This is a genomic window from Yoonia maritima (assembly GCF_002933395.1).
GTDB classification, from domain to species: Bacteria; Pseudomonadota; Alphaproteobacteria; order Rhodobacterales; family Rhodobacteraceae; genus Yoonia; species Yoonia maritima_A.
Genome location: NZ_PKFN01000007.1, coordinates 500,830 through 526,457 on the forward strand (window position 1 = coordinate 500,830; position 25,628 = coordinate 526,457).

A 25,628-nucleotide genomic window follows, 5' to 3' on the forward strand; every position below is an offset into this window, starting at 1 on the left:
GGTCATGAATGCTTCGATTTTTGGGCCAGAGGGGCCCGAAATCACCGACTTTGAACGCGACTTTTTCCGAGATGTTCAGCCGCTTGGCTTTATTCTATTCGCGCGAAACATCGAAAATCCCGAACAGTTGCGTCGTTTGACATGTGATCTGCGTGATGCCGTAGGGCGCGAGGCACCGATCCTGATCGATCAAGAAGGCGGTCGGGTTCAACGGATGCGTAGCCCGCATTGGCGTGAATTCTTACCAGCGCTGGATCAGATGGAGCGCGCAAGTGATCCGCTGCGTGCCCACTGGATACGGAATCGGCTGATTGCAGATGATCTACATCGTGTTGGGATCGACGTGAACTGCGCACCCTTGGCTGACATTGCCGAAGACAGCACGCATCCGTTTCTGCAAAATCGCCTGTATGGGCGTGACCTTGAAACTGTCGTGGCTGCCGCACGCGTTTGTGCTGATGCGCATATTCATGGTGGCGTTTTGCCCGTTCTGAAACACATTCCGGGGCACGGGCGGGCGGCGGTGGATAGCCATCTTAATCTGCCGACGGTCACCGCGACACGCGATGAGCTGAACGTCAAAGACTTTGCGCCATTCAAAGCGCTGAATGACCTACCCATGGGGATGAGCGCGCATCTTGTCTTTACGGCGATTGACCCCACCGGCCCGGCAACCACGTCACCTGCGATGATCAAGGTCATTCGGAACGACATTGGGTTCGATGGGCTTTTGATGACAGATGATTTGTCGATGGAGGCATTATCGGGAACCGTTGCGGACCGCGCGACAGCGTCGATTGCGGCTGGCTGCGACGTTGTTTTGCACTGCAATGGCGACGCGGCCGAGATGCAGTTGGTGGCCGCAGCCGCTGGCGATATGACGAAGGCTGCGCAAAAACGCGCGGATTTCGCGCTATCGTTACGCAATCCTCCCGAAATTGTTGACATCGCGGCGCTGGAGGCCGAACTTGAAGCGCTTTTAGCGTGAGTAGAGATGCAGCAAGATTTAGACCTTCAAGACGATAAGCTGAGCGTTAGCGAACGGGTCGCCGCTGAGGCGTTGATCGTGGACGTTGGCGCGTTCGAAGGCCCGCTTGATTTGCTGCTGACGCTGTCACGCACCCAAAAAGTCGACCTAAGACAGATTTCCATTCTTGCACTGGCGCGACAGTATTTGGCCTTTGTTGAAAAGGCCAAGCAGTTGCGGTTGGAATTGGCTGCCGATTATTTGGTGATGGCGGCTTGGCTTGCGTTTCTAAAATCGCGCCTGCTGTTGCCACCTGACCCCAAAGAAGAGGGGCCGTCAGGTGAAGAGCTTGCTGCGCACCTCGCGTTCCAGCTCGAGCGGTTACAGGCCATGCGGGAATCTGCCGCCAAGCTGATGGCGCGTGACCAGCTGGGCCGCGATTTCTTTGCGCGTGGGATCACAGAAGACGTCCAACGCGTGCGGCGCGTTAGCTATACCGCGACCCTCTTGGATCTGATGCAGGGCTATGCGCGTATCCGGACACGCGATGATTTCCGGCCGTTTGTGATGGATCGTCAGCATGTTATGACGATGGAGCAAGCGTTAGAACGTATGCGTCATCTCATTGGCTTTGCGGGCAATTGGACTGAAATATCTAGCTACTTGCCCGATGGCTGGGATGCCGATCCGCAGCGTCGCCGTTCAACCACTGCTGCGACATTTGCCGCCAGCCTTGAGCTTGCCAAAGAGGGCAAGATCGAAATTCGGCAAGGTGAAACCTTTGCCCCGATTCAAATTCGTAAAAAGGCCCCACGTGATGAGTAAGCCCGAGAACGACAGCCTGTTTGAGGCGCCGCCAATGGGCGAACAAGAACGCATGGTAGAGGCGATCATGTTTGCAACGGCGGATCCTGTGACGGTGCAGGAATTGATCGGGCGGATGCCACATGGCTGTGACCCGGCCGCTGCGATTGCGCATCTGCGAAAACGTTACGAGGGCCGCGGTGTCAATCTGGTGAAGATCGACAATGCTTGGGCAATTCGGACCGCGCCGGACCTTGGGTTTCTCATGCAAAAGGAAACCGTTGAGACACGCAAACTGTCGCGTGCTGCAATCGAAACGCTGGCGATTGTTGCCTATCACCAACCCGTCACCCGTGCCGAAATCGAAGAAATTCGCGGTGTTGGTGTCAGCCGTGGGACAATTGACCAGCTGATTGAAATGGAATGGATCAGATTTGGGCGTAGGCGAATGACACCGGGGCGGCCCGTTACATTTGTTGTAACGCCAATGTTTCTTGATCATTTCGGTTTGGAAACTGCACGGGATCTGCCGGGGTTAAAAGACCTGCGCGCCGCTGGCTTGCTTGAAAACCGCCCGCCGCCAGGCAGTGTGGGGCTTATGGATACTGATGACGTTGATCCAGATAGTAACGAAGAAGATCAAACCGAACTCTTTTGAGCCGTCTTTAAATGTTGGTTCATCAATGTGGTGAATACTTGTTTGCGTGGAACGAAGGTGAATCGCGTGAACAGAACAAATTCAACACATCTTAGAAGCCGCGCGCGCTTTGCGTTCGTGCGGCAGGCGCATATGCTGCGTATTCCGCTCGCCGCGGTGTCTATGGCAGCAGGGGTTAGCGGGTTGCTCCTCAACTTATTTAACATACGGCTGTCACTGGGCAGCGTTGGCGCAACCTTGGGAACCCACCCGCTCACTGCGCTTATGATTATGTTGCTGTCTTTTGACATCCTAATGTTCCGTCTTGGTCGAAGGCGCCCGCTTTGGCGGTTTCTGCTGCTTGGGTCGGGGGGCGTGATACTTGGGTGCAACCTGTTTCTACCGGATCAATTGCATGCCCTGTTTTCCAACTGGTCAGCGGTGGCGGATAGCAGAATGGGCACAGACACCACGCTTTTGCTCGGGGCGCTTGTTCTCTCAATGTTGTTGGCCGGAAAAAATAATGGGTTAGGGGGCGTCTTTGCCGCCTTTGCTGTGTTTTCTCTTTTGTTCAGTTTTATGGAGCATAGTTTCAATGTGTATTTTCTTGAAACGCACCTTGCTTTGTCGACGCTTGTCGCGCTGATCCCTGCGTGTTTTGCGGTCCTCACGATTTATGCACATCACCCCGTGATGCGGCTATTTTTGATCGGTGATGCTATTGGCGCGCGCACGCGTTTCTTGTTTGGTGCGAGCTGCTTTTTGCCTTGGTTTGGCGGATTGGTGATTTACCGTATTGCGGATGCGCCAGTGCGGGTGTTTCCGGTCGAGGCGGCTGTCCTAAGCCTGATCATCTGTGCGATGACGGCCATTGTTCTTTACTCTGGTCGTATGCAAGAAAAAGGCGATAGCCAGCGGCGTATGCTTGAACGGCACATGGCGCATGTTGCGCATCATGATGCGCTAACAGGTGTGCTCAATCGCGAAGGCACGCAATCACATCTAAATTTTTTGTGGCGCCGGTTTGTGACCGAACAACGTAGCGCAGGGGTGATTTTACTGGATATTGACTACTTTAAGAAAATAAATGACAGCTATGGACATGACGTGGGTGACAAAGTTCTTGTGTCACTCTGTCAACAAATTCGCCCGTTCATTCGCAGTGATGATGCGTTGGGGCGGTGGGGCGGTGAAGAATTTCTTATTTTGGTGGATGGGGCGCAAATCGCGGGGGCGACGGCCGTGTGTCAGCGGATTAGAGAGGCGATTGCTGAGATGCACGCGCCTGACGGTCGACCATTTCCGTGCGGAGTAACAGCGTCATTTGGTGTTAGCGTCTTACTGGAAACGGACACAGGTGTCGCAGCCGCGCTAAAACGTGCTGATCTTGCACTTTACCGTGCAAAGGACGGAGGGCGTGACCAAGTGCAGTTTTATGAGAACGACGACCAAGGAATTGTCGCAGCATGACTGCACGACTTTGAATTTCGATCAAAGAGAGCTATATTATAATCTTAGTTCTCTGTGGGTTTTGAAAAATGAATATAAATCGCTTGATCAATATGGGAATGCGGATGCTTGTGAACGGCGGCATCAAGATGGCTGCGAACCGTGGAAAACGCACCGAAAACATGAGCGCCGACGAACGTAAATCTGCCCAAACTGCAAACCAAAGCATGCAAAAAGCACGCAAAGGTATGCGGATTATGCGCCGATTTATGCGTTAGATTTAAAGTGCTTAGATAGCTTTAGACCTTGGCCCTGATAATTTGACTTAATTTCGCGACCGTATAAGGCATCGGGCATAGCAGCCATATGTTCGTACACCAGCCGACCGACAACCTGTCCATGTTCCAACACAAACGGTGCCTCGTGGCATCTGACCTCAAGAACACCGCGTGATCCTTCTCCTCCCGCGTCGGCATAGCCAAAGCCGGGATCAAAGAAGCCAGCGTAATGGACGCGGAATTCGCCGACCATCGCCAAATATGGGGCCATTTCGGCGGCCTGCATCGGAGGTATTACAATCGATTCGCGGCTCACAAGGATATAGAAAGCGCCGGGATCCAAGATGATCCAGCCGTCGTCTGTATACACCGGTTCCCAAAAGTCAGCGGGATCATAGTGGTCAAGTTTTGACAAATCGACGACGCCAGTGTGTGGCTTTGCGCGATACCCGACAAGGTTACTGTGCGCGGGCTTAAGATCTACAGAAAAACCCAAACCATCAGAAATTACGGGATCACCTGACACGATGGGCGTTTGCGCATGTAGTCGGCGCAGATCGTCGTCGGACATCAGTGTTTTGCCTTGGCGAAAGATAATTTGGTTCAGCATTTGTCCGGGTTGGGCGACCACCGAAAACGAACGTGGGCAAATTTCGACGTAAAGTGGGCCAGTGTAACCATCAGTAACACGATCAAATTCGACGCCACGATCGGTAATAATCCGGGTGAGTAAATCGAGGCGGCCAATAGAGGATTTCGCGCTTGCTGCGGCTGTCATCCCTTGGGGTAAGGATAGGTTTTCCATCAATGGCACAACATAGACGCACCCTTTCTCGAGGACAGCACCACCGGTCAGGTCGATCTCATGCATTTGGAAGTCAGCAAGGCGATCTTTCACGCTCCGTTTATGACCAGCCAAGAATGAAGCGCGTACGCGGTAGGCTGTGGTGCCAAGCCGCAGGTCCAGTGACGCTGGTTGAATTTGCATTTCCGTAATAGGGGCCGTAGCACCAATATTGTCGGTCGCGATTAACGCGCGGATTTGATGATCAGCAAGAACGCCGGGTGTTTTCATCTGAGCCCCCAGAAGGATAACAAAACGCCCGCTGCGCCAAGACGCAAGCGGGCGGTTATGATTGGTCGGGCTAGCAGGACTCGAACCTGCGACCTTCCGTCCCCCAGACGGACGCGCTACCAGGCTGCGCTATAGCCCGACTAGGCGCTTTCATACCCGAAATGTTTGTGGGGGCAAGCCCGAAAAGCGACGACATGACTACTGTTTGTGCATCTGATCGCGCAGCTGTTCAAGACGCGCGAGAAGCGGCACAATTTGTGCTGCACGATCTTGCAGCGTAGCTGGATCGACAAGTCGTGCACCCACCAACCGCGCATTAAGCAAGGGTGGTTCTTCGGCCAGCGGTGGAATGTCAATTGTGAGATTCTGAGCTGGTGACGTAGTGGTAGTCAACGGTAAGGCATGTTGTACGACCCCGGGAGTCGGGGGCGATTCTGGAATGGAAACCGGTGCTTGAACAAGCGTTTTACCAAGCGTCGCGACGTGCTTAACACCCTTTTCACGCAGCAATTTCTGAGCACCTTTGATGGTCATCCCATCTTCGTGCAATAACTGCTTGATCCCCCCCAGCAACTCCATGTCGGATGGGCGGTAATATCTCCGGCTACCAGCCCCTTTTACGGGCTTGATCTGAGAGAATTTACTCTCCCAGAAACGTAGCACATGTGTCGGGGTATCAAGCCAATCAGCGACTTCGCTGATCGTACGAAAGGCGTCTTTGGCTTTGGCCATAACGTTAAGACTTGTTTCCCGCTGCGACCCGGTCTTTCATCAGGTGCGATGGACGGAACGTCAAAACGCGGCGCGGGTGAATGGGAACTTCCTCGCCCGTTTTTGGGTTACGGCCGACGCGTGCAGCTTTTTCGCGCACGGAAAATGTACCGAATGAAGAAATTTTCACGGTTTCGCCTGAAACGAGCGAATCCGACACATGAGTCAAAACGCTTTCAACAAGATCAGCGCTGTCATTACGTGAAAGTCCAACCTGTGAATGCACAGCATCAGCAAGGTCCATACGAGTTAGTGTTTTGTCTACCATTACGCTTCCCCTAAATATTTATTGAGCATAAGCGTGCGTTAATTTCAGAGTCAATAACAAGGGCTTGGCAATGGGGCTTAATCCCATATTTGTAAGCTACCAGCGCAATACGACCGATCCCCAAGCCAATCCGCCGCCGATTGCCTCTGTTACGACAAGGTCGCCGGGCTTAATTTGGCCGTTTGACACCCCAACAGAGAGCGCCAAGGGAATCGATGCCGCAGACGTGTTACCGTGATCTTGGACCGTGACAATCACCCGATCCATCCCAACGCCAAGCTTACGGGCCGTTGCTTGAATGATACGAATGTTTGCCTGATGGGGTACAACCCAATCAACGTCATCAGATGTCAGACCCACTTTATCAAGCGCGGTATCGGCGGTTTGGGCGAGCTTTTCCACCGCATGTCGGAATAGTTCCGGACCTTCCATGCGTACGACACCAGTGTTTTGTGTGGATACGCCACCGTCGACGTAAAGCAAATCTTTGTAACGACCGTCTGAATTCAGATCGACAGATAACACGCCGCGATCTTTGTTTGTTCCGTCGCCTGTTTCTGCCTGGAGGATGAGCGCACCTGCACCGTCACCAAAGAGCACACAGGTTGAACGGTCAGTCCAATCCATAATCCGGCTAAATGTTTCTGCGCCGATGACCAAGACGCGGTCGGCTTGGCCGGAGGCAATCAGCGCATTTGCGTTACTCAGCGCATAGATAAACCCTGCGCAAACGGCCTGAACGTCAAAGGCGTAACCTGACGTATTACCAATCGCGCTTTGCACCATTGTTGCGGCTGATGGGAATGTCATATCCGCCGTTGATGTTGCTACAATGATAGCGTCAAGGTCTTCGGCATCCATTTTCGCCATCGCAAGGGCGGCATTCGCGGCGCTGGTTGCCATTTGTGACGTGTTTTGGCCTTCGGCAGCAAAGTGCCTGCGTTCAATACCAGAACGGGTTTTGATCCACTCGTCAGACGTATCTAGCGTCTTTTCAAATTCAGAGTTTGGGACAATACGTTCCGGCAGATAATGCCCGATTCCCTTAACGACTGCGCGACGTGTCATGGATATTAGCCTGTTTTAGTGCCTGGTTTGTCAGAGCCAGCTTCTTGGGGGGTATCTTGGGCAAGTGATGCCGCAGATGCAACCCGAGCGGCCAGCTTGTCTGAGAAACCGCTTTGTGCGAGCTGGTAGGCCAAGTGAAGTGCCGCGGCGACGCCTGTTGCATCGGCTGATCCGTGGCTTTTGATGACCGTTTGGTTCAGCCCTAAAAACACGCCTCCATTGACGCGGCGGGGGTCAATGCGTTTGCGCAGCCGCTTTAACGATCCACGTGCAAATAACGCGCCTAATATGGACAAAGGCGTTTTCATGAGGCTTTCGCGCAGCAATTCTGAGATCAGCGTTGCGGTGCCTTCGCCTGTTTTAAGGGCGACGTTTCCGGTGAACCCATCGGTTACGATAACGTCGACTTTGTCTGATGGCAGGTCGCCACCTTCGATAAATCCGATGTATTCATATTCGCCAGCGTCAGCCGCTTCGCCGATGATCTCATGCGCGACTTTCAGCTCAGCGCGGCCTTTGTGTTCTTCGGTGCCAACATTAAGCAGCCCAACACGCGGGCGCGCAATATCAAGTCCGTTGCGTGCATAGGACGCGCCCATCAGAGCGTAAGTTAGTAGATCGTCCTGATCCGCCCGAATATCTGCACCTGCATCTAACATAACGTTAAAGCCAGCAGGGTTTCGGGATGGCCACAGGCACGCAATAGCAGGGCGGTTCACACCTTCTGCTTTGCGTAGGCGTAACATGGACATTGCCATCAAAGCGCCTGTGTTCCCACAACTGATACAGACGGCGGCCTTGTGGTCACGTACGGCTTCAATTGCGGACCACATTGACGTTGCCTTGCCATGGCGCAGCGCCTGGCTTGGCTTATCGGTCATATTCACAACATCATCTGCCGCACAGACCGTCACACGATCCGCAATTTTGTGCTTTTGCACGAGGGCGTCGAGTGTGCCTTGTGGCCCATGTAACATGGCGCGCGCGTCAGGGTTTTTGTTGAGAAACTTTGAAAGGCCCGCAACGACAGTTGCAGGCCCTTTATCGCCACCCATGGCGTCAACCGACAGCACATGAGATGCGTCAGAAGCCATCACAGGATTAGTGTCCGTCAGGCTCTGTGCCATATCAATGTGCCTACGACGCAGCTTATGCCGCGTCTTCGTCCAGATCGATTTCTGTTGTGTCTGCAATCACTTCGCGTGTCGCGTAGTGGTTGCAAGATGGGCAAACGTGGTGTGGGCGCTTCAGCTCACCACAGTTGTCACATTCGTTTGGGTTTGCCGCGACCAATGAGTCGTGCGAGCGCCGATTATTACGGCGGGATTTGGATACTTTATTCTGCTGGACAGCCATGTCTCAACCCTATGATAAGTGGGCCGGTGGCCCTGTTTTCGTGCGTTCTCGGCGGGTCCTACGCCAAACTGGCAGCCCTGTCGAGAGAGATATAAAAGAGGTCGCGAACATACTGCGATTTTGTATTAGCGCAACCTTTTTTCCTAGTGGCAGCTTAGACGACTATTTGTCCTTGTTTTCAAGTGCTTCTTTTAATGCCCCCAAGCCAGCAAATGGTTTTGCATCTTCATCTGTCATCGGTTTTGCACCAGGTTCGGTAAATACAGTTTGATCCAAATCGGCGTCTTCACTGCGTGGATAGGTTGGTAACGCAAGCGATAGGGCCTCAATCATGACCTGCGCCACATCAACCGACTCGGGCAGTGGGTCGATGGTATCATCCTCTGGCATTTCGACTTCGGCGGCGTCTATTTCGGGCAGATCAGCCATGTAGCGACGTGTGACTTCTTCATCGACGCGTGTGCTGACCGGCGCCAACGTCACGACGCATTCTTGTACAACTGTCGCGCCAATTTTGGCGGTTAGCGACCAGTCTGACCTGCCCATTGGCGTGAGAGCGCCTTCAAAACGAAGCTTTTTGATCCCTATGATTCCCAACGCTTCGGCAATCGCTTTGCGTTCAGCAGCGTTAGGGGTCAGATCAAACTGGGTTGCGCGGCGCGTGGTCAGGTCTGCCAAACGTAGGTGTGATGTAGGCAATTGGGCCAAAGGTGCTTCCATTCTTGAACAGTGGCGGGGTGTGATATAGTGGGGATAAAAGGCATAAGGCGCCAAAGCAAGAGGGCTGTCATGAGCAGGACTACCGGTAAAATCAAAATCGCGACACGTATTGTAGGGGTCGCACTGTTTTTGGCTGGCACTTCGGCGTGCACCAAGATTGACAAATTCCACGGTTTCGCGCCGTCGAACGAAGCCCTAACAGAGGTGGCGATCGGGCAGACCACCAAAGATGAGGTTATCGCGCGCTTTGGCCCGCCGATGTCAGAAGGTGCGCTGACCACTAACGCAGTCTATTATGCCTCGAGTCAATTTGTTCACTACGGTGCTTTTGCGCCCAAAGAAGTGGACCGACAGGTGGTTGCGATCCGTTTTGATAGCAATAATGTCACCCGCGATGTTGCGCGCTATACTTTGCAAGACGGCAAAGTTGTCGCGCTTGATCGCCGCGTGACCGAAGACGGCATTAATGACGTTTCAGTCATTGGACAGTTGCTTGGGGCGCTTGGCCGCGTAGATGCGGGCGCATTTTTGGGTGACGAATAGCCCCCTAAAGCCATCCTCTTGATCTTTAAACGACCTCTGCCTATCTCGCAGAGGTCGTTCTGTTTTGGGCGGCACGTTCTCAGGGCGGGGCGGAATTCCCCACCGGCGGTATGCCCATATGGGCGAGCCCGCGAGCGCAAGGGGTTTCCCCTTGGTCAGCAGATCAGGTGCGATGCCTGAGCCGACGGTCATAGTCCGGATGAAAGAGAATGGAGCAAATCTGGTGCGTTTTCGCGCCGGGTCTGTCCTGTTTTGCCTTGGGTCAATCGCAAAACGAAAGGACAGAAGCGATGATCCAAATTAAGACCATGAACCGCGGTGTCATTGTTGGCCCGCTATATTTTGTCATCGCGGGGGCGCTATTTGCCGGTTCTAATACTGCGGTGCAAGGCGCAGGGATGGTCTATGGTGTTCCCTCTGCAACGATTGCATTTTGGCAATATGCGCTGGCCAGTATCGCAGTGCTGCCAATGGTGTGGACCGCATCATGGCGCAGTGATCGGCCATTGATGCATCTTCTTCGGGTGGTGTTGGCCGCGATCGGCGTGCAGTTCTGGGTTGCCGGACTAGCGGTAGTACCAATTTGGCAGGCTGTCGCACTGATTCTGACCTCGCCGTTATTTGTCACGCTTGGGGCAGGGCTGTTCTTGAAAGAACACCTGTCGCGTTCGCGTGTGATCGCCGTATCGGTTGGGGCCGTTGGTGGGGCTATCATCCTCGCGCCTTGGAAAGACGCGTTTCAGTGGTCCGCACTAATGCCCGTCGCTGCTGCGGCGTTTTGGGCCGGGTCATCGCTTGTTACCAAAGAACTCACCAAAACCGAAAACGCCGGAACGCTAACGCTCGCTTTGCTGGTATTGCTGGTGCCTGTGAACGGGCTTGCCGCAGTGGGTAGCGGTTTCACCGTCACCCCCGAGGCGCTATGGTTGGTCATGCTCGCGGGATTGTTCGTCGCCGGAGCGCAATACCTGCTGGCGCGGGCCTATATGGTTGCAGATGCTGCGTATCTACAGCCGTTTGACCACCTGAAACTGCCACTCAACGTAGCGCTGGGGATCGTATTTTTCGGATTTGCACCGCCGGGTATGATGTGGATTGGAGCTGGCGTAATTATCGGGGCCAGCGCATGGGTGATGCGTGATGAGGTGGGGTGAGTATCAGTCTTCAGTTCTGACGTGAGATTGAAATGGCAGTCGTTCTTACCTGTATTAAGTCTATTAATCATAGAATAGTCGCTTGCCGTTTCGTAACATCATTTTGCTGTCATTTTCTGTATTTTTACCTTTGGGTGCCGCAGCAAGCGCGTATGAATCCGCGCCAGTTTTCGTAAAAAATTGACGCAAACGCGTTCTACACAGAAATTGAAGTTATCAGGGCCATCCAGAATGTCCGCAGACGTCACGACTGATGCTGCGCTTGGACGCCTGTGCGAGCAGGGACTGTTCCGGTTTTCGATTCGACAGTTGCTACGATTATACTTGGACTCGAGCAAGCCGGTGCGTGAGTGAAGCGGACTAGCCTCACTCACGCACCGGCTCAAACGTCATTGCGACCCCGTTCATACAATACCGTAGGCCTGTAGGTTGTGGGCCGTCGGGGAAGACGTGGCCGAGGTGGGCTTCGCAGCGGGCGCAGTGGACTTCGGTGCGTTTCATGAAAAACTTGCGGTCAACGCTTTCACCGACGGCCTCTGGGCTGATGGGTTGGTAAAAGGATGGCCAGCCTGTGCCGCTTTCGAATTTTGCAGATTGGTCGAATAAGTGCGCGCCACAGCAGACACACATGAATGTTCCGGGGTCTTTGGGGAAACTGTCATGCGTGCCGGACCGTTCGGTCCCATGTTTGCGCGTTACCTTATAGGCAAGATCGGATAGTTCTTCACGCCATTCGGCGTCAGATTTCACAATTTTGTCCATTGGGTTCATAATCCTTTTGCATTCTTAGCTTCTAACTTAAGCTGACAAGAGAGGTTCGCCAAGGTGGGCAGTGATGACATTTCCGTTCGAAAAGGGGCGTTTAACGGCTCGGCTTGCTGCCGGAGCGGAAGACTTGCGCGCGTGCCAGGGTTTTAGGCACCTTAGCTTTTTCGGGCGCGAGGGTGTCGACGTTGCTCCTTTGGATCCGCTATTTCAGCATTTGATGATTGAAGATGGCGCCGGAAAATTACTCGGGACATTGCGATTTCGTGTCTCGGTGCAGGGCGCTGAGCTCACCAATGGCTATGTCGCGCGGCATTATGATTTGGCCCGCTGGCAGCATGTTGCAGGCCCATTTCTAGAGATTGGTCGCTTTTGTACGCGTCCAAATGATCTGGACGCGGATCTTTTGCGGATGCTCTGGGGCGCTTTGACCCGTATTGTGGATGCACATGGAATTGCGATGCTGTTTGGCTGTACCAGTTTTACAGGAACGAACCCCAGCCGCTACGGTGCGGTGTTTCACCGCCTTGCCCGCAATCATCTAGGCCCAGCAGCGTTACGCCCTGATCTGCGCGACCCAAAAGCGCGGCGTTTCGATGATATTCCTGTTACCGGTATTGCCCCGATGCCCGCGCTGTTGAAATCCTATCTTTCGCTTGGCGGTTGGGTTGGAGACCATGTCGTCGTTGATCACGAAATGAATACGCTTCATGTGTTCACCTGCCTTGAAGTAAATGCCATGTCTGCGGCCCGTGTGGCGCGTCTGCGTGCTGTTGCTAGTTGACGACGCGCGCACCGCGCCGTAGCAGGCAATATGGCTAGAGCACCCTTACTCCAAATTTCCGACATCGCGCTGACCTTCGGCGGCGATCCTGTATTCGAAGACCTGTCATTGGTGGTTCAACCCGGTGACCGAGTGGCCCTTGTCGGGCGCAACGGTTCGGGTAAATCCACCTTGATGAAGGTCATGGCCGGTCTGGTCGAGGTCGACAGCGGCACCCGCGTCGCATCACCCGGCGTGCAAGTCGGCTATATGGAACAAGACCCCACCATGGAGGGGTTCGATACATTAGGCGAATACGCGGCCAGCGGGCTTGACCCGGATGAGGCGTATAAAGTCGATATGGTTGCTGAGGGGCTGAAGTTTGACCCCGCAGGCAAAGTGGCCACCGCATCGGGTGGGGAACGTCGTCGCGCTGCGTTGGCGAAACTAATGGCCGAAGCGCCTGAACTGATGCTTTTGGACGAACCGACAAACCATTTGGATATCGAAGCGATTGCGTGGCTTGAACAAGAACTGAAATCGACCCGAGCTGCATTTGTGTTGATCAGCCACGATAGGGCGTTTTTGCGTGCGCTGACGCGTGCCACGCTTTGGATCGATCGTGGCGCAGTACGTCGCGCCGAAGAAGGGTTTGAAAATTTTGAGGCTTGGCGTGATAAAATCTGGGAAGAAGAAGACCAGCAGCGTCACAAGCTGAACCGTAAGATCAAGCAAGAGGCCCGTTGGGCTGTCGAAGGTATTTCTGCGCGTCGTACCCGCAACCAAGGACGGCTTCGGGCGTTGCAAGATCTACGGGCCGAAAAGGCAGGGCAGATCAAACGCCAAGGCACAGCAGCCATGGCATTTGATGGTGGCAGCACCTCTGGTAAAAAGGTGGTCGAGGCGTTTGGCCTGACCAAATCCTTTGGTGATAAGCAGATTGTGCAGGGGCTAGACCTGACTGTGCAACGTGGCGATCGCATTGCGTTTGTTGGTCCAAATGGCGTCGGAAAAACGACACTTATCAAGATGTTATTGGGGCAAGTTGAACCAGATGAAGGGTCGGTTAAGCTGGGTACTAACCTGGATATCGCGTTGTTTGACCAGACCCGCGCTGCGCTCAACCCGGAAATGTCGCTTTGGGAAAACTTGGCGAATGATCCTGAACTTGGGGTGAGTGGTAAATCGGATCAGATCATGGTTCGGGGTAATCCGAAACATGTTGTTGGCTACCTGAAAGAGTTCTTGTTTGACGAGGCGCAAGCCCGCGCGCCTGTACGGTCACTGTCTGGTGGTGAAAAGGCGCGCCTACTGCTTGCACGCCTGATGGCACGCGAAAGCAATCTGTTGATCCTTGATGAGCCGACAAACGATCTGGATATCGAAACGCTTGATCTGTTGCAGGATATCTTGGGCGATTATGACGGCACTGTTCTGCTGGTTAGCCATGACCGTGATTTCCTTGACCGGGTCGCGACAACGACCATCGCGATGGAAGGCAACGGGCAGGCTGTTGTTTATGCAGGTGGCTGGACTGACTACCGCGCGCAACGCGGCGGGGACTTTGTGGAAAGCAAAGAAGCGTCGAAGCCATTGGCGAAAAAGCAAAAGCAGGCTGAAAAGAAAGCCGAGACCGGACTTTCATTCACCGAAAAACACCGTCTTGAAGAACTGCCGAGCGTGATTGATCAATTGACCGCAGAGATTGGCAAGCTCGAGGAACTGCTGGCAGATCCAGAGCTATTCACCAAGCAACCTGTGAAATTTCAGAAAGCTTCTGATGCGCTTGTCGCCCGCCAAATCGCACTATCGGACGCAGAAGACGAATGGATGACCCTTGAGGAAAAAGCGGCTGGGTAGTTTGTAGAAGAACGGCTAGCGTTTTCTCTGTCGTTTAATTTGATAGAGATATGTTCAGTATCGTTGACGTAAACACGTTGATCGCATTGACTGCGAATACGTATTTAACGAAGCAATATTGGAGACGCGATATGGCCAAAGGCAGTTGTGATTGCAGCGCAGTTAGTTTTGAGGTCAGTGGTTTAGGAGCCGAAGTGACGATTTGTCATTGCGGCCAGTGCCGACGGACAAGCGGTCATCAGTGGGCGTCAATACACGCATCTTTTGACAAGGTTGTTTTTACAAACGAGCAGGGACTGACTTGGTATAAGTCATCGGCCTTTGCAAAGCGTGGATTTTGCAAAAGCTGCGGTTCGAGCTTGTTCTATCGGATGAATGATGACGATAGCATCAGTATCGCGCCGGGGTGTCTGGACCAACCGACCGGTCTGACTATTGGTAAGCATATTTTTGTCAAAGACAAAGCTGACTACTATGAAATCATCGATGACGCGCCGCAGATAGAAACCTACTAGCTGAAGTGGTGCTATTAATGTGCCGTGACATCATTTGAACAGCCTAGTTCACAGCCGTTTTATCCTGCAAAAGCAGCTCGCCCGCAACGAGCAATGTCGTTGCGGGCGAGTAAGTCTTAGCGATGCGTCGTTGGGAGATGCCCCAGCTACTTATCCGTCGAAGTTAACTTCTTCCATGATCCGCAAGGATGCAGGGCGGTGTGACGCCAGTTCTTCTAGCTGAACGTCATCGGCCGTGAATTCACCCCAACCTGCAACCAGTTCAGACAGCTCTGCGCTTTCAAGCACTGGGTATTCGTAGTTCAGCTCTGCGTAGATGCTCTGTGCTTCTGGGGATACGAGGTATTCCATCAGCTGCAGCGCTTCTTCGCGGTTTGGTGCCGCTTTGGTCATCGCAACACCAGAGATGTTTACATGCGTGCCGCCGTTCTCAAATGTTGGGAACACGATACGGACAGAGTTCGCCCATTCGGTCTGCTCTTCGTCCTGCAGCATTTTGCCCATGTAGTATGTGTTACCAAGGCTAATGTCGCATTCGCCGGCCCAGATCGCTTTGACCTGTGCGCGGTCGTTACCTTCTGGCTTGCGCGCAAGGTTTTCACGAACGCCAGCGGCCCATTCGGCGGCACCTTCTTCGCCGTGATGCGCCACAACAGCAGAGGTCAGAGCAAGGTTGTAGTTGTGAACGCCGGAACGTGTGCAAATGCGGCCTTCCCAGTTGTCGGACGCCAGATCTTCGTATGTTGTGACTTCGCCGTCAGCAACGCGTTCACGTGAAGTATAAACGATACGCGCACGTTTGGTCAGGCCAAACCAACTGTTGTCTTCAGCGCGCAGTGACGCTGGTACTGCTGCTGTCAAGACGTCGCTTTCGACGGGCTGAATAACGCCGCCATCGACGATTTGTTGCAAGTTGGCGATATCGACAGTCATCACCAGATCAGCAGGGGAACGGTCGCCTTCAGCTTTAAGACGCTCAACGATGCCACCATCAACGAATGCCAAGTTTACGGCGATTCCTGTGGATTCCGTGAACGCATCCATAACGGGTTGGATCAGCTCTGGCTGGCGTGTTGTGTAGATGTTTACATCTGCAACAGCCGGGGCGGCAACGGCGGCGCATGCGCTTGCAAGTAGGTAGGTACGTAGGGTCATAAAGAGGCTCCTTGTTTAATCGGCGCCTATAAATCTGACTATTTTACTTGGGTCAATGTGTATTTGCCTAATTCGGCTTCGCTTCGCTCATTTTTGCATCATCCCAAAGGGCGTCCATTTCGGAAAGATCGCTATCGCTAGGCGTTTTTCCAATTGCAGCAAGCCCATCTTCGACTGCCTCAAATCGACGTGTGAATTTAGCATTCGTTCCGCGCAGCGCGGCCTCTGGGTCAAGGCCAAGATGCCGTCCAAGATTGGCGACAACAAATAATAGATCGCCGTATTCTTCTTCAACTTCCGCTTGGGTCAACGTGTCGCGTGCTTCGACCAGTTCGGCGGATTCTTCTTGGATTTTGTCGATGACTTGGCTGGTGTCAGGCCAATCAAACCCAACGCGCGCTGCACGTTTTTGCAATTTTACTGCGCGTGTTAAGGCCGGTAGCCCAGCCGCGACACCGTCAAGCGTCCGACCTTGTTTTTTACCGGCGCGTTCGGCTGCTTTGATCTTTTCCCAGTCTGCGGTTTGTTGATCTGCTGATTTGTCGCGCGATTCGTCGCCGAACACATGTGGATGGCGCGCGACCATTTTATCGGCCACGGATTTCACAACGCTGTCAAAGCTGAATAATCCAGCCTCTGATCCCATTTGCGTGTGATACACGGTCTGCAACAGAAGATCGCCCAGCTCTCCTTCCAGTTCTGGCCAATCCTCACGGGCGATAGCGTCGGCGACTTCGTAAGATTCTTCGATTGTGTAAGGCGCGATACTGTCAAAGTCTTGTTCAATGTCCCATGGGCAACCCGTTTCAGGGTCCCGTAAGCGGCGCATGATCTCAAGCAGGCGCGGGAGGCCGCCGTTTGGGTCATGAATTAGGGTGTCGTCAGTCATGCTGTGCCTCGTGCTATTTCGCATGACGCTATCGAATCGTGCCCCTAAGGCCAAGGGGCGGATTGTGATTGGAAAGCGGTTGACACCACCCCGAAATAGGCACTCTGTCAGTGCAAAGATTACCACCAATAAAGCGAGACCTAGAATGCCTGTGATTAATCGTATCGCTGACTATGCAAATGATATGCAGACATGGCGCCAGCATCTTCACGCCCATCCTGAATTGGCGTTTGACTGTCACAAAACCGCGGCCTTTGTGGTTGAACGTTTGCGTGAATTTGGCATCGACGAAATCCATGAAGGCATTGCGCAGTCCGGTGTTGTCGCGATTATTGATGGCCAAGGTGCGGGTCCGACCATTGGTTTGCGCGCGGATATGGATGCGCTTCCGATGGATGAACTGACTGGGCTGGATCATGCATCGACGGTAAAGGGCAAGATGCATGCCTGTGGGCACGATGGTCATACCACGATGCTGTTGGGTGCTGCGAAATACCTTGCAGAAACGCGAAATTTTTCAGGACGTGTCGCGCTTATTTTTCAGCCCGCCGAGGAAGATGGCGGGGGTGCTGATATCATGGTCAAAGAAGGAATATTAGACAAGTTTAACATCGGTCAGGTTTATGCGCTTCACAATGCGCCGGGAACGCCTGTGGGCGCTTTCTATACAACGCCGGGTCCGATTTTGGCTGCAGTGGACGAGTTTCGTGTGCGGATTACGGGTAAGGGTGGGCATGCCGCCCAGCCACAAGACACCGTTGACCCGATCGTTGCTGCGGTCGCCATTTATAATGCTGTTCAAACGATCATCAGCCGCAACCACTATCCACAAGATGATCTTGTGATATCGGTCACGCAATTTCATGCGGGATCAGCTGATAATGTTATCCCAGAAACAGCACTGGTGAGCGGAACAGTACGTACGTTCAAACGGGACGTACAGGCGATGGTGATGAAGCGGTTAGAAGAGATCGTTGCTGGGCAGGCGGCCGCATTCGGCGTTCACGCTGATCTTAGCTATGAGGTAGGTTATCCGGCTACTGTTAATGACGCTGACAAAACAGCCTTTGCGGTAAAGGTTGCGCGCGAAGTTTCAGCAGATGTCGTTGATGACGGTGGTCGCGAAATGGGCGCAGAGGATTTTGCCTATATGTTGGATAAACGCCCAGGCGCATATCTGTTCATTGGAAACGGCGACACGGCAGGCCTGCATCACCCGAATTACGATTTTGATGATACTGTTGCGCCTGTCGGTGCGTCATATTTTGCGCGTCTGGTTGAACGTGCGCAGCCAATCGGGTGATAGTAGACCAAATCAGAAACGGGGGGACACATGGCATTAGAAGACGCGAAGGGGCAGGTGGACCTTGCTTTCACACGGACCAATCGCAAGGGATTGGCCTATGAAAACGCCTTTGGTGGTGCAGTTTCGTTTCTGCGCCGAAACTACACCAAAGACCTTGATGGCGTTGATCTGGCGATTACAGGTATTCCATTTGATCAGGCGGTGACGCATCGCCCCGGCGCACGTTTCGGTCCGCGTGCCATCCGCGAGGCATCGTGCTTGCAGCCCTATGATCCGCCCTATGGTTGGGGCGGATTTGACCCCTTGTCTGAATTCGAGATTATCGATTACGGTGACATGCCCTTTGACTATGCTAATGTCGCCGAGGTGCCTGCGCTGATCGAAGCCCATTTTAAGCATATCTTGCACGCTGGTCCGGGGACGGTCGCTCTTGGCGGTGATCATTTCATGACGTTGCCGATTTTGCGTGCTTATGCTGCGAAGTATGGCCCGATGTCGGTCATCCAATTCGATGCCCATTCTGATTTATGGGCAGATGATGATATGAACCGCATCGATCATGGTACGTTCATGTACAAGGCGGTTAAGCTAGGGTTGATTGATGTCGAGCGATCCGTTCAAATCGGTATCCGCACGGAATGTGATGATTACCACGGCATTCAATACATCGACGCACGTACCTGTCATGAACAGGGGGCAGTTAACGTCGCCAAGCAGGTCAAGGATATTGTCGGAGGTCATCCGGCATATGTAACCTTTGACATAGACGCGCTTGATCCGGCGTTCGCGCCCGGTACTGGTACGCCTGTCTGGGGCGGCTTGGCGAGTTGGCAGGCAGCTGCGATCTTGCGCGATTTAGCAGGGATCAACATGGTCGGCGGCGACGTCGTCGAAGTATCACCACCCTATGATACAACTGGTGCCACAGCCATTGCGGGTGCACATGTCGCCACGGAACTATGTTGTCTAGCGTTGTGTAATAAACGTGAACTTCCTGTCGCGTGAATGAAAAGTGGTCTTCAATATGCTGATTCGAATCATAATTTTCGCTATTGTTATTGTTTTTGGCGTGATGCTTTATATCCGGTTTGCGCCAACGCGTGTGGATCAATGGCACAAGGCACCGTTGTCTTCAGGGGCAGGCGACTATCAATCCCCGGTTGGCTTTCGCGCGGAACGCAAACTGACTGCATCAACGCAGGACGCATTGCGCGCCGCAGAGCAGCGTGCGCTTGCAACGCCACGCACGAAATTGATCGCAGGAAGCGTCGATAAAGGCATGCTCACGTTTGAAACGCGATCGTTGATTATGGGCTTTCCAGATTACACGACCATCACGGCACAGGATGGGGTTCTGATAATTTCAGGGCGTCTTCGCTTTGGTAAATCCGACATGGGGGTAAACAAAGCACGCATAGTGGGGTGGCTGGAAACGCTTGCCCCCTTGACCGAGCCGCTTTGATCGGCCAATCGGGTTACCATGATAGCATCCGATAAAATTGAACAGATTATTGACCGGTTCCAGTTCCTAGAGGCCAAGATGGCCGATGGCGCTGCGGGGAACGAAATCGCGGCACTGGGGCGTGAATACGCCGAGCTAAGACCTGTGGTCGAAACCGTAACGGCCTACAAAGATTTGGTCGCACAAATTGCCGACGCCGAGGCGATGTTGTCCGACCCTGAAATGAAAGAATTGGCCGAAGCGGAATTGCCGGACCTAAAGGCGGCACTTGATGCCTCAGAGCACGATGTCCAGCTTGCGTTGTTGCCAAAGGATGCGGCTGACGGCCGCCCTGCGCTTATTGAAATTCGTCCTGGCACTGGCGGGGACGAGGCATCGCTCTTTGCAGGTGACCTGTTGCGCATGTACCAGCGCTATTCCGAAGGGCAAGCTTGGAAGTTCGAAATTCTAGAGATGTCCGAGACCGAACTTGGCGGCATTAAAGAAGTTGTCGCCCGCGTTGCGGGTGATGGTGTCTTTGCAAAACTGAAATATGAAAGCGGTGTGCACCGCGTGCAGCGCGTCCCTGAAACCGAAAGCGGCGGGCGCATTCATACGTCTGCTGCGACGGTCGCCGTTCTGCCAGAGGCCGAAGACGTTGATATCCAAATCAATCCGGGCGATTTGCGGATCGATACAATGCGTGCGTCAGGATCTGGCGGTCAACACGTGAACACGACCGATTCCGCTGTGCGCATTTTGCATATTCCAACGGGGATCATCGTGGTCAGCGCCGAAAAGTCCCAACACCGGAACCGTGAAATCGCGATGCAGGTTCTCAAGACACGGCTGTTTGATCTTGAACGCCAGCGCGTGGATGGCGAACGTTCTGCCGATCGCAAGGCGCAAGTTGGGTCGGGTGACCGATCTGAACGCATACGCACCTATAACTTCCCGCAGGGTCGCATGACGGATCACCGGATTAACCTGACACTTTATTCATTAGGCCCGATTATGCAGGGTGACCTAGAAGAAACGATCACTGCGCTGCAAGCGGACGCACAGGCGACATTGCTCGCGGAAATGGGCGCGTGATCACAGTCCAACAGGCGCTACAATCCGCGGTTTCACAGTTACGAGAGGCGAATATAGACGGCGCAGCAAGAGACGCACGTCTTTTGTTGGCTGCATCGTTGGGTGTCCCGTCTGATCGGTTAACACTGCATATGTATGACGAAATGGATGAAATGGCCAAGGCCGCCTTTTTTTCCTCTATTCTGTCTCGCGTATCTCGGGTTCCCGTTTCGCATTTGATCGGTGGCCGCGATTTTTATGGTCGGCGTTTCAAGGTTACTGCTGATGTTCTTGATCCGCGCCCCGATACAGAGAGCCTAATAGTCGCGGCGCTATCGCGTCCATTTACGGAGTTCTTGGATTTAGGGACTGGGAGCGGGGCGATCGCCGTGACGCTTGCCGCTGAACGCCCGCATGCAATAGGGATTGCATCTGATCTGTCACCGCACGCCCTAGAGGTCGCGAAGCAGAATGCGAAGACCCATCAGGTGAATGATCGCATCGAATGTGTACACTCGGGGTGGTATCAGGCGATTGCCGGTCGCTTCGACCTGATCGTGAGCAATCCACCATATATCGCTCTTGACGAGATGGATGATTTGCAGCCAGAGGTCCGCCTGCATGAACCACGTATGGCGCTCACTGACGAAGCCGATGGTTTATCCGCTTATCGCATTATCTGTCGTGATGCGCCTGCGCACTTAACGCCGGGGGGACGCTTGATTGTTGAAATCGGGCCAACCCAAGCTGTGGCCGTATCTCGATTCATGTCAGACGCTGGGTTGGTTAATATCGGTGTTCGTCCCGACCTAGACGGACGCGACCGCGTAGTCGCGGGGGAAATGCCCAAATAACGGTAGAAATGCATAATTATGGCGTAAAATTGCGCGTGATCGATAATTTATGCTTGTCTTGATGCCCCCCACATGTTTATTCAAATGCATCGGACGGTAAGAGGGCCAGTTTGGATCTCCCCCCGATCAGTCGCCAAAACATCGCAAGGCCAGAAATTTGAAACGCGCACAGGGCGCGACATAGGTCTAGCGCAACGACAGCCAAGGGCTTGAAAGCAAATCAATGAGATCATCGAAGTCACGGTCACGGAACAAGAACCGTAATAACCGGCCCTCGGGCGGGAACATCATTAACCGAGTGTTTGACAGCTCTGGTCCTGATGGCAAGGTGCGCGGCACCCCGCAGCAGATCATCGAGAAATACAATCAATTGCACCGTGATGCGCAGTTGTCAGGTGACCGCGTGAACGCGGAAAACTTCGCACAACACGCAGAGCACTACACACGTATGCTTGCCGAAGCGCAGCGCGAAGTCGACCAGCGCCGCGAAGAGCAAGAAGCCCAGAACCGCGAACGCCAAGCAGAACGTGATCGCGAACGCCAAGAGCGCGTAAAGGCACAAGAAGCAGCGTCGAACGATCCTGCGAATGCAGAGCAGCCACAGTCGGCTGGCTTTGAACAGCCAGTGCTGGATGCCGACGATAGCCAAGATAATGGTTTGGTCGAGACCCCAGAGGAAAAGCCAAAGCCACGTGCACGCAAGCCGCGTGCGCCGCGCAAGCCTAAGGTCGAAACACCGACCGAGACACCCAAAGGTGATAGCGCGCCAGAGGCCGCAGAATAAGAAAAAGCCCTCCGATCTCGGAGGGCTTTTGTTTTAAGGGGTGGCGGTTTCCAAACTGCGTGCAAGAGCGCAGAATGCTTCTAGCCCGACTTGTTCCGCCCGTTCAGTTGGCTTGATGCCTGCCGCGTTTAAGTGGTCTTCAATTTCAGGACTGACAGATTTGAGCGCGGAACGCAGCATCTTGCGCCGTTGATTAAATGCGGCTGCGACAACTTTGTTTAGAATGCCGGGATCTGCTGGAAATCTGGGCGCGGACAGGGCGGTTAGATGGACCACTGCAGAATTGACCTTTGGCGGCGGGCTAAATGCCTCTGGTGGTAATTCAAGCACGATACGTGGATCGGTACGCCATTGGGCGAGCAGAGCAAGCCGGCCATAGGCCTTGCTGCCCGGTTCCGCGACAATACGCTGTGCGACTTCGCGTTGGAACATCAGTGTGAGGCTTTCCCAAAATGGGGGCCAGTCAGGTGGCGTCAGCCAACGCACCAACAATTCAGTGCCGACGTTATAGGGCAGGTTTGCGGCTATCTTTATCGGGGCGGTCAAATGCTCAAGCGGGTTCACATCCAAGGCGTCGCCGTTGATCGTCTTCAGTTGGCCCGGATAGGCGTCGGCGATTTCAGCCAAGGCAGGCATGCAACGCGGGTCTTTTTCAATGGCAAGCACGCGGCGCGCACCTTCGGCTAATAAACCGCGTGTCAAACCTCCGGGGCCCGGTCCGATCTCCAGCACATCCGCACCCGATAAATCGCCAGCAAGGCGTGCGATCTTTGCAGTTAGATTCAGGTCTAACAGAAAGTTTTGACCGAGCGATTTTTTTGCTGCCAGCTCGTGGGTTGCGATGACATCTCGCAACGGGGGAAGGTTATCAATCGTGCTCATGTTTTGTTCTTACCGATGCGTTATGCGGTGGGGCAGATCAAATTTAGCTAAATTTGATCGCGGCTGTTCGCCATTGTTGCGGCCATTTTGATCGCGGCGATCATTGATGTTGGATCAGCCACGCCTTGGCCTGCGATATCAAATGCGGTGCCATGATCTGGGGATGTGCGAATAAAGGGAAGCCCCAGCGTCACGTTCACACCACCCGAAAAATCAATGGTCTTGATTGGGATCAGGGCTTGATCGTGATACATACAGACCGCAACATCATATTTCGCCCGCGCACCAGCATGGAACATTGTGTCCGCTGGCCAGGGTCCTGTCACGTCCATCCCTTGTGCACGCAACGCCGTCAGGACGGGCGTAATCATGTCGATTTCTTCATGTCCCATTTTTCCGTCTTCACCAGCATGAGGGTTTAGCCCCGTGACAGAAATGCGCGGTGCGGCGATCCCGAAATCGCGGCGCATTGCGGCATGGGTGATCAGCAAAGTGTCTGTCAGCAAGGATGCCGTGAGCTGGCGCGGCACCTCTGATAGTGGGATGTGGATCGTCGTTGGTACAACGCGTAGTTCATCGCACGCGAGCATCATGACAACACGGTCGATGTTAGCAAGTGCGGCTAAATATTCAGTATGGCCCGGATAAGGGAAATTTGCCCCGTCAATTAATGCTGCTTTGTGGATTGGCGCGGTGCACAATCCACTTGCTTTGCCATCTTGCACAAGCTGAACGCCATCGGCAATTGCATCAATAACGCTCTGCGCGTGGTCTGGGTTTGCGACGCCAGGCTGAACGTCAGACCCGAATTCACGAGGTAAAACAGGGAATGCGTTGCTGCAAAGATCGGCAGCAATGCTTGTATCATCTATCGTTTTAACGGGTGTCCCATCCGGCAGATGCCGTGGATCACCGATCCAAACGATCGGGACTTCATCGCGCAAAGCCCTCCACGCAGCGACCGCAATTTCAGGGCCAATGCCTGCTGGCTCACCGCAGCTGATTGCAATTGGCTTCATCGTGAAACAATAACGGCCGATGCCCGCAAATCTTCGACCAGCGCGTCAGCCAGCCCTGCCAGACGTTGGCTCGTGATTTGGTTACGGATCGCATCCGGATTAACGTCCGTATCACCCGCTTGACTACGTGCGCACATCATCAGGAATACAAGCGTTTGGCCATTGTCGCGTGTCAGATTGTAGGACACCTCGCCCGGATCAAGGCGTGCGAGTTCAAGCGCTACATCACGCGAGATTTCCGCAGGTGGGACATTAAAACGGTCGAGCGCCTCGGCTGGTTGATTCCGGGCGACACCGTAAAGATCGTCACATGTATCGATACGATTTTTGACACCAATGGCAGTGCGTAGTGCATCATCTGATTTGCCGCCGGGGATGTAATATGCCGCGTAGTCAATGCTGACCGGTGCGCTTGTTGCACGCGCGACCTCTCGCGTACCGCGTTTTTGGAACAAAGCAATCGCATTGGGAATTTCGATGGGGTCGGTGACTTCGCCCGGTTCAAGATCAAGCAACATTTGCTGCAATTGTGCTGGGTAGTTCGAAATCGGTAGCCAGCCTAAGCGCCCACCATTTTCACGCGATGGAAGTGCTGAAACCTGACGTGCCGCGGCTTCAAAATCTGCATATGAGCGCATTTGAGAAATTTCGCGCGCGGCTTCTTCTGCTTGTGCACGACGTTCAGGCGGCGGTGCGATGATGATTTCCGACAGAAGGACTTCGATCTGTGTGGGGCGGTTGCCTTGGCGTTGTTGCGCACGTTCGACATCCGCATCTGTCACGGTCACCTCGCGGCTATAGCGAGCGCGGATGTAATCCCGCCAAGCAACGCCGACTTTTACAAAGTCGCGTAGCGTAACGAGATCTACGTTGTTTTGCGCGAGAAGGTTGGTGAACTGTGGCAGGCTGAGGTTTGCGCGCCCAGCGAATTCTTCCATCGCGGTCTGCAATGATGCATCGCTAAGCTGTAAACCGACACGTGCCATTTCTTGTTGCTTTAGCCGATCTTCGATCAGACCAGTTCGCGCGACTTCGTTCAAATCGCCCGGAGTCCGAAACATTTCAAGCAGCCGCATACGCTGGTTTAGTTCATAGCGGGTGATCACTTGGTCGTTCACGGTGATCACCGGAGCAAGCTGCCCTTGTGCCAGTGCTGCTGTGCTGAATGTCAGCGCCCAAGCCAGAATAACGGCTATGTAGGTAAATGCGCGCATTTGGGTCCTCGTTATCA

29 protein-coding genes, 1 tRNA gene and 1 riboswitch are annotated in these 25,628 nt (G+C 53.7%); of the genes, 16 read left to right on the plus strand and 14 right to left on the minus strand.

What is annotated here, in order from left to right; genetic code table 11:
• Positions 1-4: 4 nt before the first annotated feature.
• From CYQ09_RS03935 to CYQ09_RS03955, 5 genes are all read left to right on the plus strand, one after another.
• Positions 5-988 carry a glycoside hydrolase family 3 N-terminal domain-containing protein gene (locus tag CYQ09_RS03935; protein WP_106744116.1) on the plus strand — a complete coding sequence of 328 codons (984 nt, stop codon included), beginning with the start codon at positions 5-7 and terminating at the stop codon, positions 986-988.
• A 6-nt stretch (positions 989-994) separates the two neighbouring features.
• Positions 995-1,792, plus strand: a complete 798-nt coding sequence (locus tag CYQ09_RS03940; RefSeq protein ID WP_106744117.1) for a segregation and condensation protein A — start codon at positions 995-997, stop codon at positions 1,790-1,792.
• The gene (scpB, locus tag CYQ09_RS03945) at positions 1,785-2,429 is read left to right on the plus strand and encodes an SMC-Scp complex subunit ScpB (RefSeq protein ID WP_106744118.1); all 645 of its coding nucleotides are present in this window, start codon (positions 1,785-1,787) and stop codon (positions 2,427-2,429) included. The genes CYQ09_RS03940 and scpB overlap by 8 nt, the downstream gene beginning before the upstream one ends.
• Before the next feature lie 66 nt (positions 2,430-2,495).
• The gene (locus CYQ09_RS03950) at positions 2,496-3,878 is read left to right on the plus strand and encodes a GGDEF domain-containing protein (protein ID WP_162617562.1); all 1,383 of its coding nucleotides are present in this window, start codon (positions 2,496-2,498) and stop codon (positions 3,876-3,878) included.
• Between the two features lie 68 nt (positions 3,879-3,946).
• Positions 3,947-4,135 (plus strand): hypothetical protein, encoded by a 189-nt coding sequence (locus CYQ09_RS03955; protein WP_106744120.1) that lies wholly within the window; start codon positions 3,947-3,949, stop codon positions 4,133-4,135.
• Here the strand turns inward: CYQ09_RS03955 and CYQ09_RS03960 are convergent.
• The 8 genes from CYQ09_RS03960 to CYQ09_RS03995 form a co-directional block, all read right to left on the minus strand.
• A complete protein-coding gene (locus CYQ09_RS03960; RefSeq protein WP_106744121.1) occupies positions 4,125-5,210 on the minus strand; it encodes a 2'-deoxycytidine 5'-triphosphate deaminase in 1,086 nt (361 codons plus the stop codon). The two genes, CYQ09_RS03955 and CYQ09_RS03960, sit on opposite strands and share 11 nt — an antisense overlap.
• Before the next feature lie 62 nt (positions 5,211-5,272).
• Positions 5,273-5,349: transfer RNA gene (locus tag CYQ09_RS03965), tRNA-Pro, on the minus strand.
• A 59-nt stretch (positions 5,350-5,408) separates the two neighbouring features.
• Positions 5,409-5,942 (minus strand): MerR family transcriptional regulator, encoded by a 534-nt coding sequence (locus tag CYQ09_RS03970; protein ID WP_106744122.1) that lies wholly within the window; start codon positions 5,940-5,942, stop codon positions 5,409-5,411.
• A gap of 4 nt (positions 5,943-5,946) precedes the next feature.
• Complete coding sequence (gene ihfA / locus CYQ09_RS03975; RefSeq protein WP_106353995.1) at positions 5,947-6,249, minus strand: integration host factor subunit alpha; 303 nt, start codon at positions 6,247-6,249, stop codon at positions 5,947-5,949.
• A 96-nt stretch (positions 6,250-6,345) separates the two neighbouring features.
• Positions 6,346-7,317 carry a beta-ketoacyl-ACP synthase III gene (locus CYQ09_RS03980; RefSeq protein WP_106744123.1) on the minus strand — a complete coding sequence of 324 codons (972 nt, stop codon included), beginning with the start codon at positions 7,315-7,317 and terminating at the stop codon, positions 6,346-6,348.
• Positions 7,318-7,322: 5 nt separating this feature from the next.
• Positions 7,323-8,444, minus strand: coding sequence for a phosphate acyltransferase PlsX (plsX, locus tag CYQ09_RS03985; protein WP_106744124.1), 1,122 nt, complete (start codon positions 8,442-8,444; stop codon positions 7,323-7,325).
• Positions 8,445-8,466: 22 nt separating this feature from the next.
• Positions 8,467-8,673: a 50S ribosomal protein L32 gene (rpmF, locus tag CYQ09_RS03990; RefSeq protein WP_106354002.1), complete on the minus strand. Its 207-nt coding sequence runs from the start codon at positions 8,671-8,673 to the stop codon at positions 8,467-8,469.
• A gap of 162 nt (positions 8,674-8,835) precedes the next feature.
• Entirely contained in the window at positions 8,836-9,381 is a 546-nt protein-coding gene (locus CYQ09_RS03995; protein ID WP_239495842.1) for a YceD family protein, read from the minus strand.
• An 81-nt stretch (positions 9,382-9,462) separates the two neighbouring features.
• Between CYQ09_RS03995 and CYQ09_RS04000 the strand changes: the two genes are divergently transcribed.
• Positions 9,463-9,936, plus strand: a complete 474-nt coding sequence (locus CYQ09_RS04000; protein WP_106744126.1) for an outer membrane protein assembly factor BamE — start codon at positions 9,463-9,465, stop codon at positions 9,934-9,936.
• Positions 9,937-10,007: 71 nt separating this feature from the next.
• A riboswitch (FMN riboswitch) is annotated at positions 10,008-10,151 on the plus strand.
• Positions 10,152-10,226: 75 nt separating this feature from the next.
• On the plus strand, positions 10,227-11,090 hold the full coding sequence (locus CYQ09_RS04005; protein WP_106744573.1) for a DMT family transporter: 864 nt from the start codon (positions 10,227-10,229) through the stop codon (positions 11,088-11,090).
• Between the two features lie 366 nt (positions 11,091-11,456).
• Here CYQ09_RS04005 and msrB read toward each other — a convergent pair whose 3' ends face one another.
• Positions 11,457-11,852: a peptide-methionine (R)-S-oxide reductase MsrB gene (gene msrB, locus CYQ09_RS04010; protein WP_204353898.1), complete on the minus strand. Its 396-nt coding sequence runs from the start codon at positions 11,850-11,852 to the stop codon at positions 11,457-11,459.
• Between the two features lie 73 nt (positions 11,853-11,925).
• Here msrB and CYQ09_RS04015 point away from each other — a divergent pair, with 73 nt between their 5' ends.
• From CYQ09_RS04015 to CYQ09_RS04025, 3 genes are all read left to right on the plus strand, one after another.
• Positions 11,926-12,639 carry a GNAT family N-acyltransferase gene (locus tag CYQ09_RS04015; RefSeq protein WP_106744128.1) on the plus strand — a complete coding sequence of 238 codons (714 nt, stop codon included), beginning with the start codon at positions 11,926-11,928 and terminating at the stop codon, positions 12,637-12,639.
• A gap of 30 nt (positions 12,640-12,669) precedes the next feature.
• Positions 12,670-14,478: an ABC-F family ATP-binding cassette domain-containing protein gene (locus CYQ09_RS04020; RefSeq protein WP_106744129.1), complete on the plus strand. Its 1,809-nt coding sequence runs from the start codon at positions 12,670-12,672 to the stop codon at positions 14,476-14,478.
• 131 nt (positions 14,479-14,609) lie between these two features.
• Positions 14,610-14,993 (plus strand): GFA family protein, encoded by a 384-nt coding sequence (locus tag CYQ09_RS04025; protein ID WP_106744574.1) that lies wholly within the window; start codon positions 14,610-14,612, stop codon positions 14,991-14,993.
• Positions 14,994-15,143: 150 nt separating this feature from the next.
• On the opposite strand, the gene CYQ09_RS04030 is transcribed toward CYQ09_RS04025, so the two are convergent.
• Positions 15,144-16,148, minus strand: a complete 1,005-nt coding sequence (locus tag CYQ09_RS04030; protein WP_106744130.1) for a Fe(3+) ABC transporter substrate-binding protein — start codon at positions 16,146-16,148, stop codon at positions 15,144-15,146.
• A 67-nt stretch (positions 16,149-16,215) separates the two neighbouring features.
• Positions 16,216-17,037 carry a nucleoside triphosphate pyrophosphohydrolase gene (mazG, locus tag CYQ09_RS04035; protein ID WP_106744131.1) on the minus strand — a complete coding sequence of 274 codons (822 nt, stop codon included), beginning with the start codon at positions 17,035-17,037 and terminating at the stop codon, positions 16,216-16,218.
• A 145-nt stretch (positions 17,038-17,182) separates the two neighbouring features.
• On the opposite strand from mazG, the gene CYQ09_RS04040 reads away from it, so the two are divergent.
• The 6 genes from CYQ09_RS04040 to CYQ09_RS04065 all read left to right on the plus strand — a co-directional run bounded on the left by CYQ09_RS04040 (position 17,183) and on the right by CYQ09_RS04065 (position 22,496).
• Entirely contained in the window at positions 17,183-18,340 is a 1,158-nt protein-coding gene (locus tag CYQ09_RS04040; protein ID WP_106744132.1) for a M20 aminoacylase family protein, read from the plus strand.
• Between the two features lie 30 nt (positions 18,341-18,370).
• Complete coding sequence (gene speB, locus CYQ09_RS04045) at positions 18,371-19,348, plus strand: agmatinase (protein WP_106744133.1); 978 nt, start codon at positions 18,371-18,373, stop codon at positions 19,346-19,348.
• Between the two features lie 19 nt (positions 19,349-19,367).
• Complete coding sequence (locus tag CYQ09_RS04050; RefSeq protein ID WP_239495843.1) at positions 19,368-19,805, plus strand: DUF1499 domain-containing protein; 438 nt, start codon at positions 19,368-19,370, stop codon at positions 19,803-19,805.
• 18 nt (positions 19,806-19,823) lie between these two features.
• Positions 19,824-20,879, plus strand: a complete 1,056-nt coding sequence (gene prfA / locus CYQ09_RS04055; RefSeq protein WP_106744134.1) for a peptide chain release factor 1 — start codon at positions 19,824-19,826, stop codon at positions 20,877-20,879.
• Entirely contained in the window at positions 20,876-21,712 is an 837-nt protein-coding gene (gene prmC / locus CYQ09_RS04060) for a peptide chain release factor N(5)-glutamine methyltransferase (protein ID WP_343229851.1), read from the plus strand. Before prfA ends, prmC begins: the two co-directional genes overlap by 4 nt.
• 223 nt (positions 21,713-21,935) lie before the next feature.
• Positions 21,936-22,496: a DUF4167 domain-containing protein gene (locus CYQ09_RS04065; protein ID WP_106744135.1), complete on the plus strand. Its 561-nt coding sequence runs from the start codon at positions 21,936-21,938 to the stop codon at positions 22,494-22,496.
• 33 nt (positions 22,497-22,529) lie between these two features.
• Here the strand turns inward: CYQ09_RS04065 and rsmA are convergent, their stop codons facing one another.
• From rsmA to CYQ09_RS04080, 3 genes are read right to left on the minus strand one after another with little or no spacing between them, the layout of a single operon-like run.
• Entirely contained in the window at positions 22,530-23,378 is an 849-nt protein-coding gene (gene rsmA, locus CYQ09_RS04070) for a 16S rRNA (adenine(1518)-N(6)/adenine(1519)-N(6))-dimethyltransferase RsmA (RefSeq protein ID WP_106744136.1), read from the minus strand.
• A gap of 47 nt (positions 23,379-23,425) precedes the next feature.
• On the minus strand, positions 23,426-24,397 hold the full coding sequence (gene pdxA, locus CYQ09_RS04075) for a 4-hydroxythreonine-4-phosphate dehydrogenase PdxA (RefSeq protein ID WP_106744137.1): 972 nt from the start codon (positions 24,395-24,397) through the stop codon (positions 23,426-23,428).
• A complete protein-coding gene (locus CYQ09_RS04080) occupies positions 24,394-25,611 on the minus strand; it encodes a peptidylprolyl isomerase (RefSeq protein WP_106744138.1) in 1,218 nt (405 codons plus the stop codon). The genes pdxA and CYQ09_RS04080 overlap by 4 nt, the downstream gene beginning before the upstream one ends.
• Positions 25,612-25,628 lie beyond the last annotated feature (17 nt).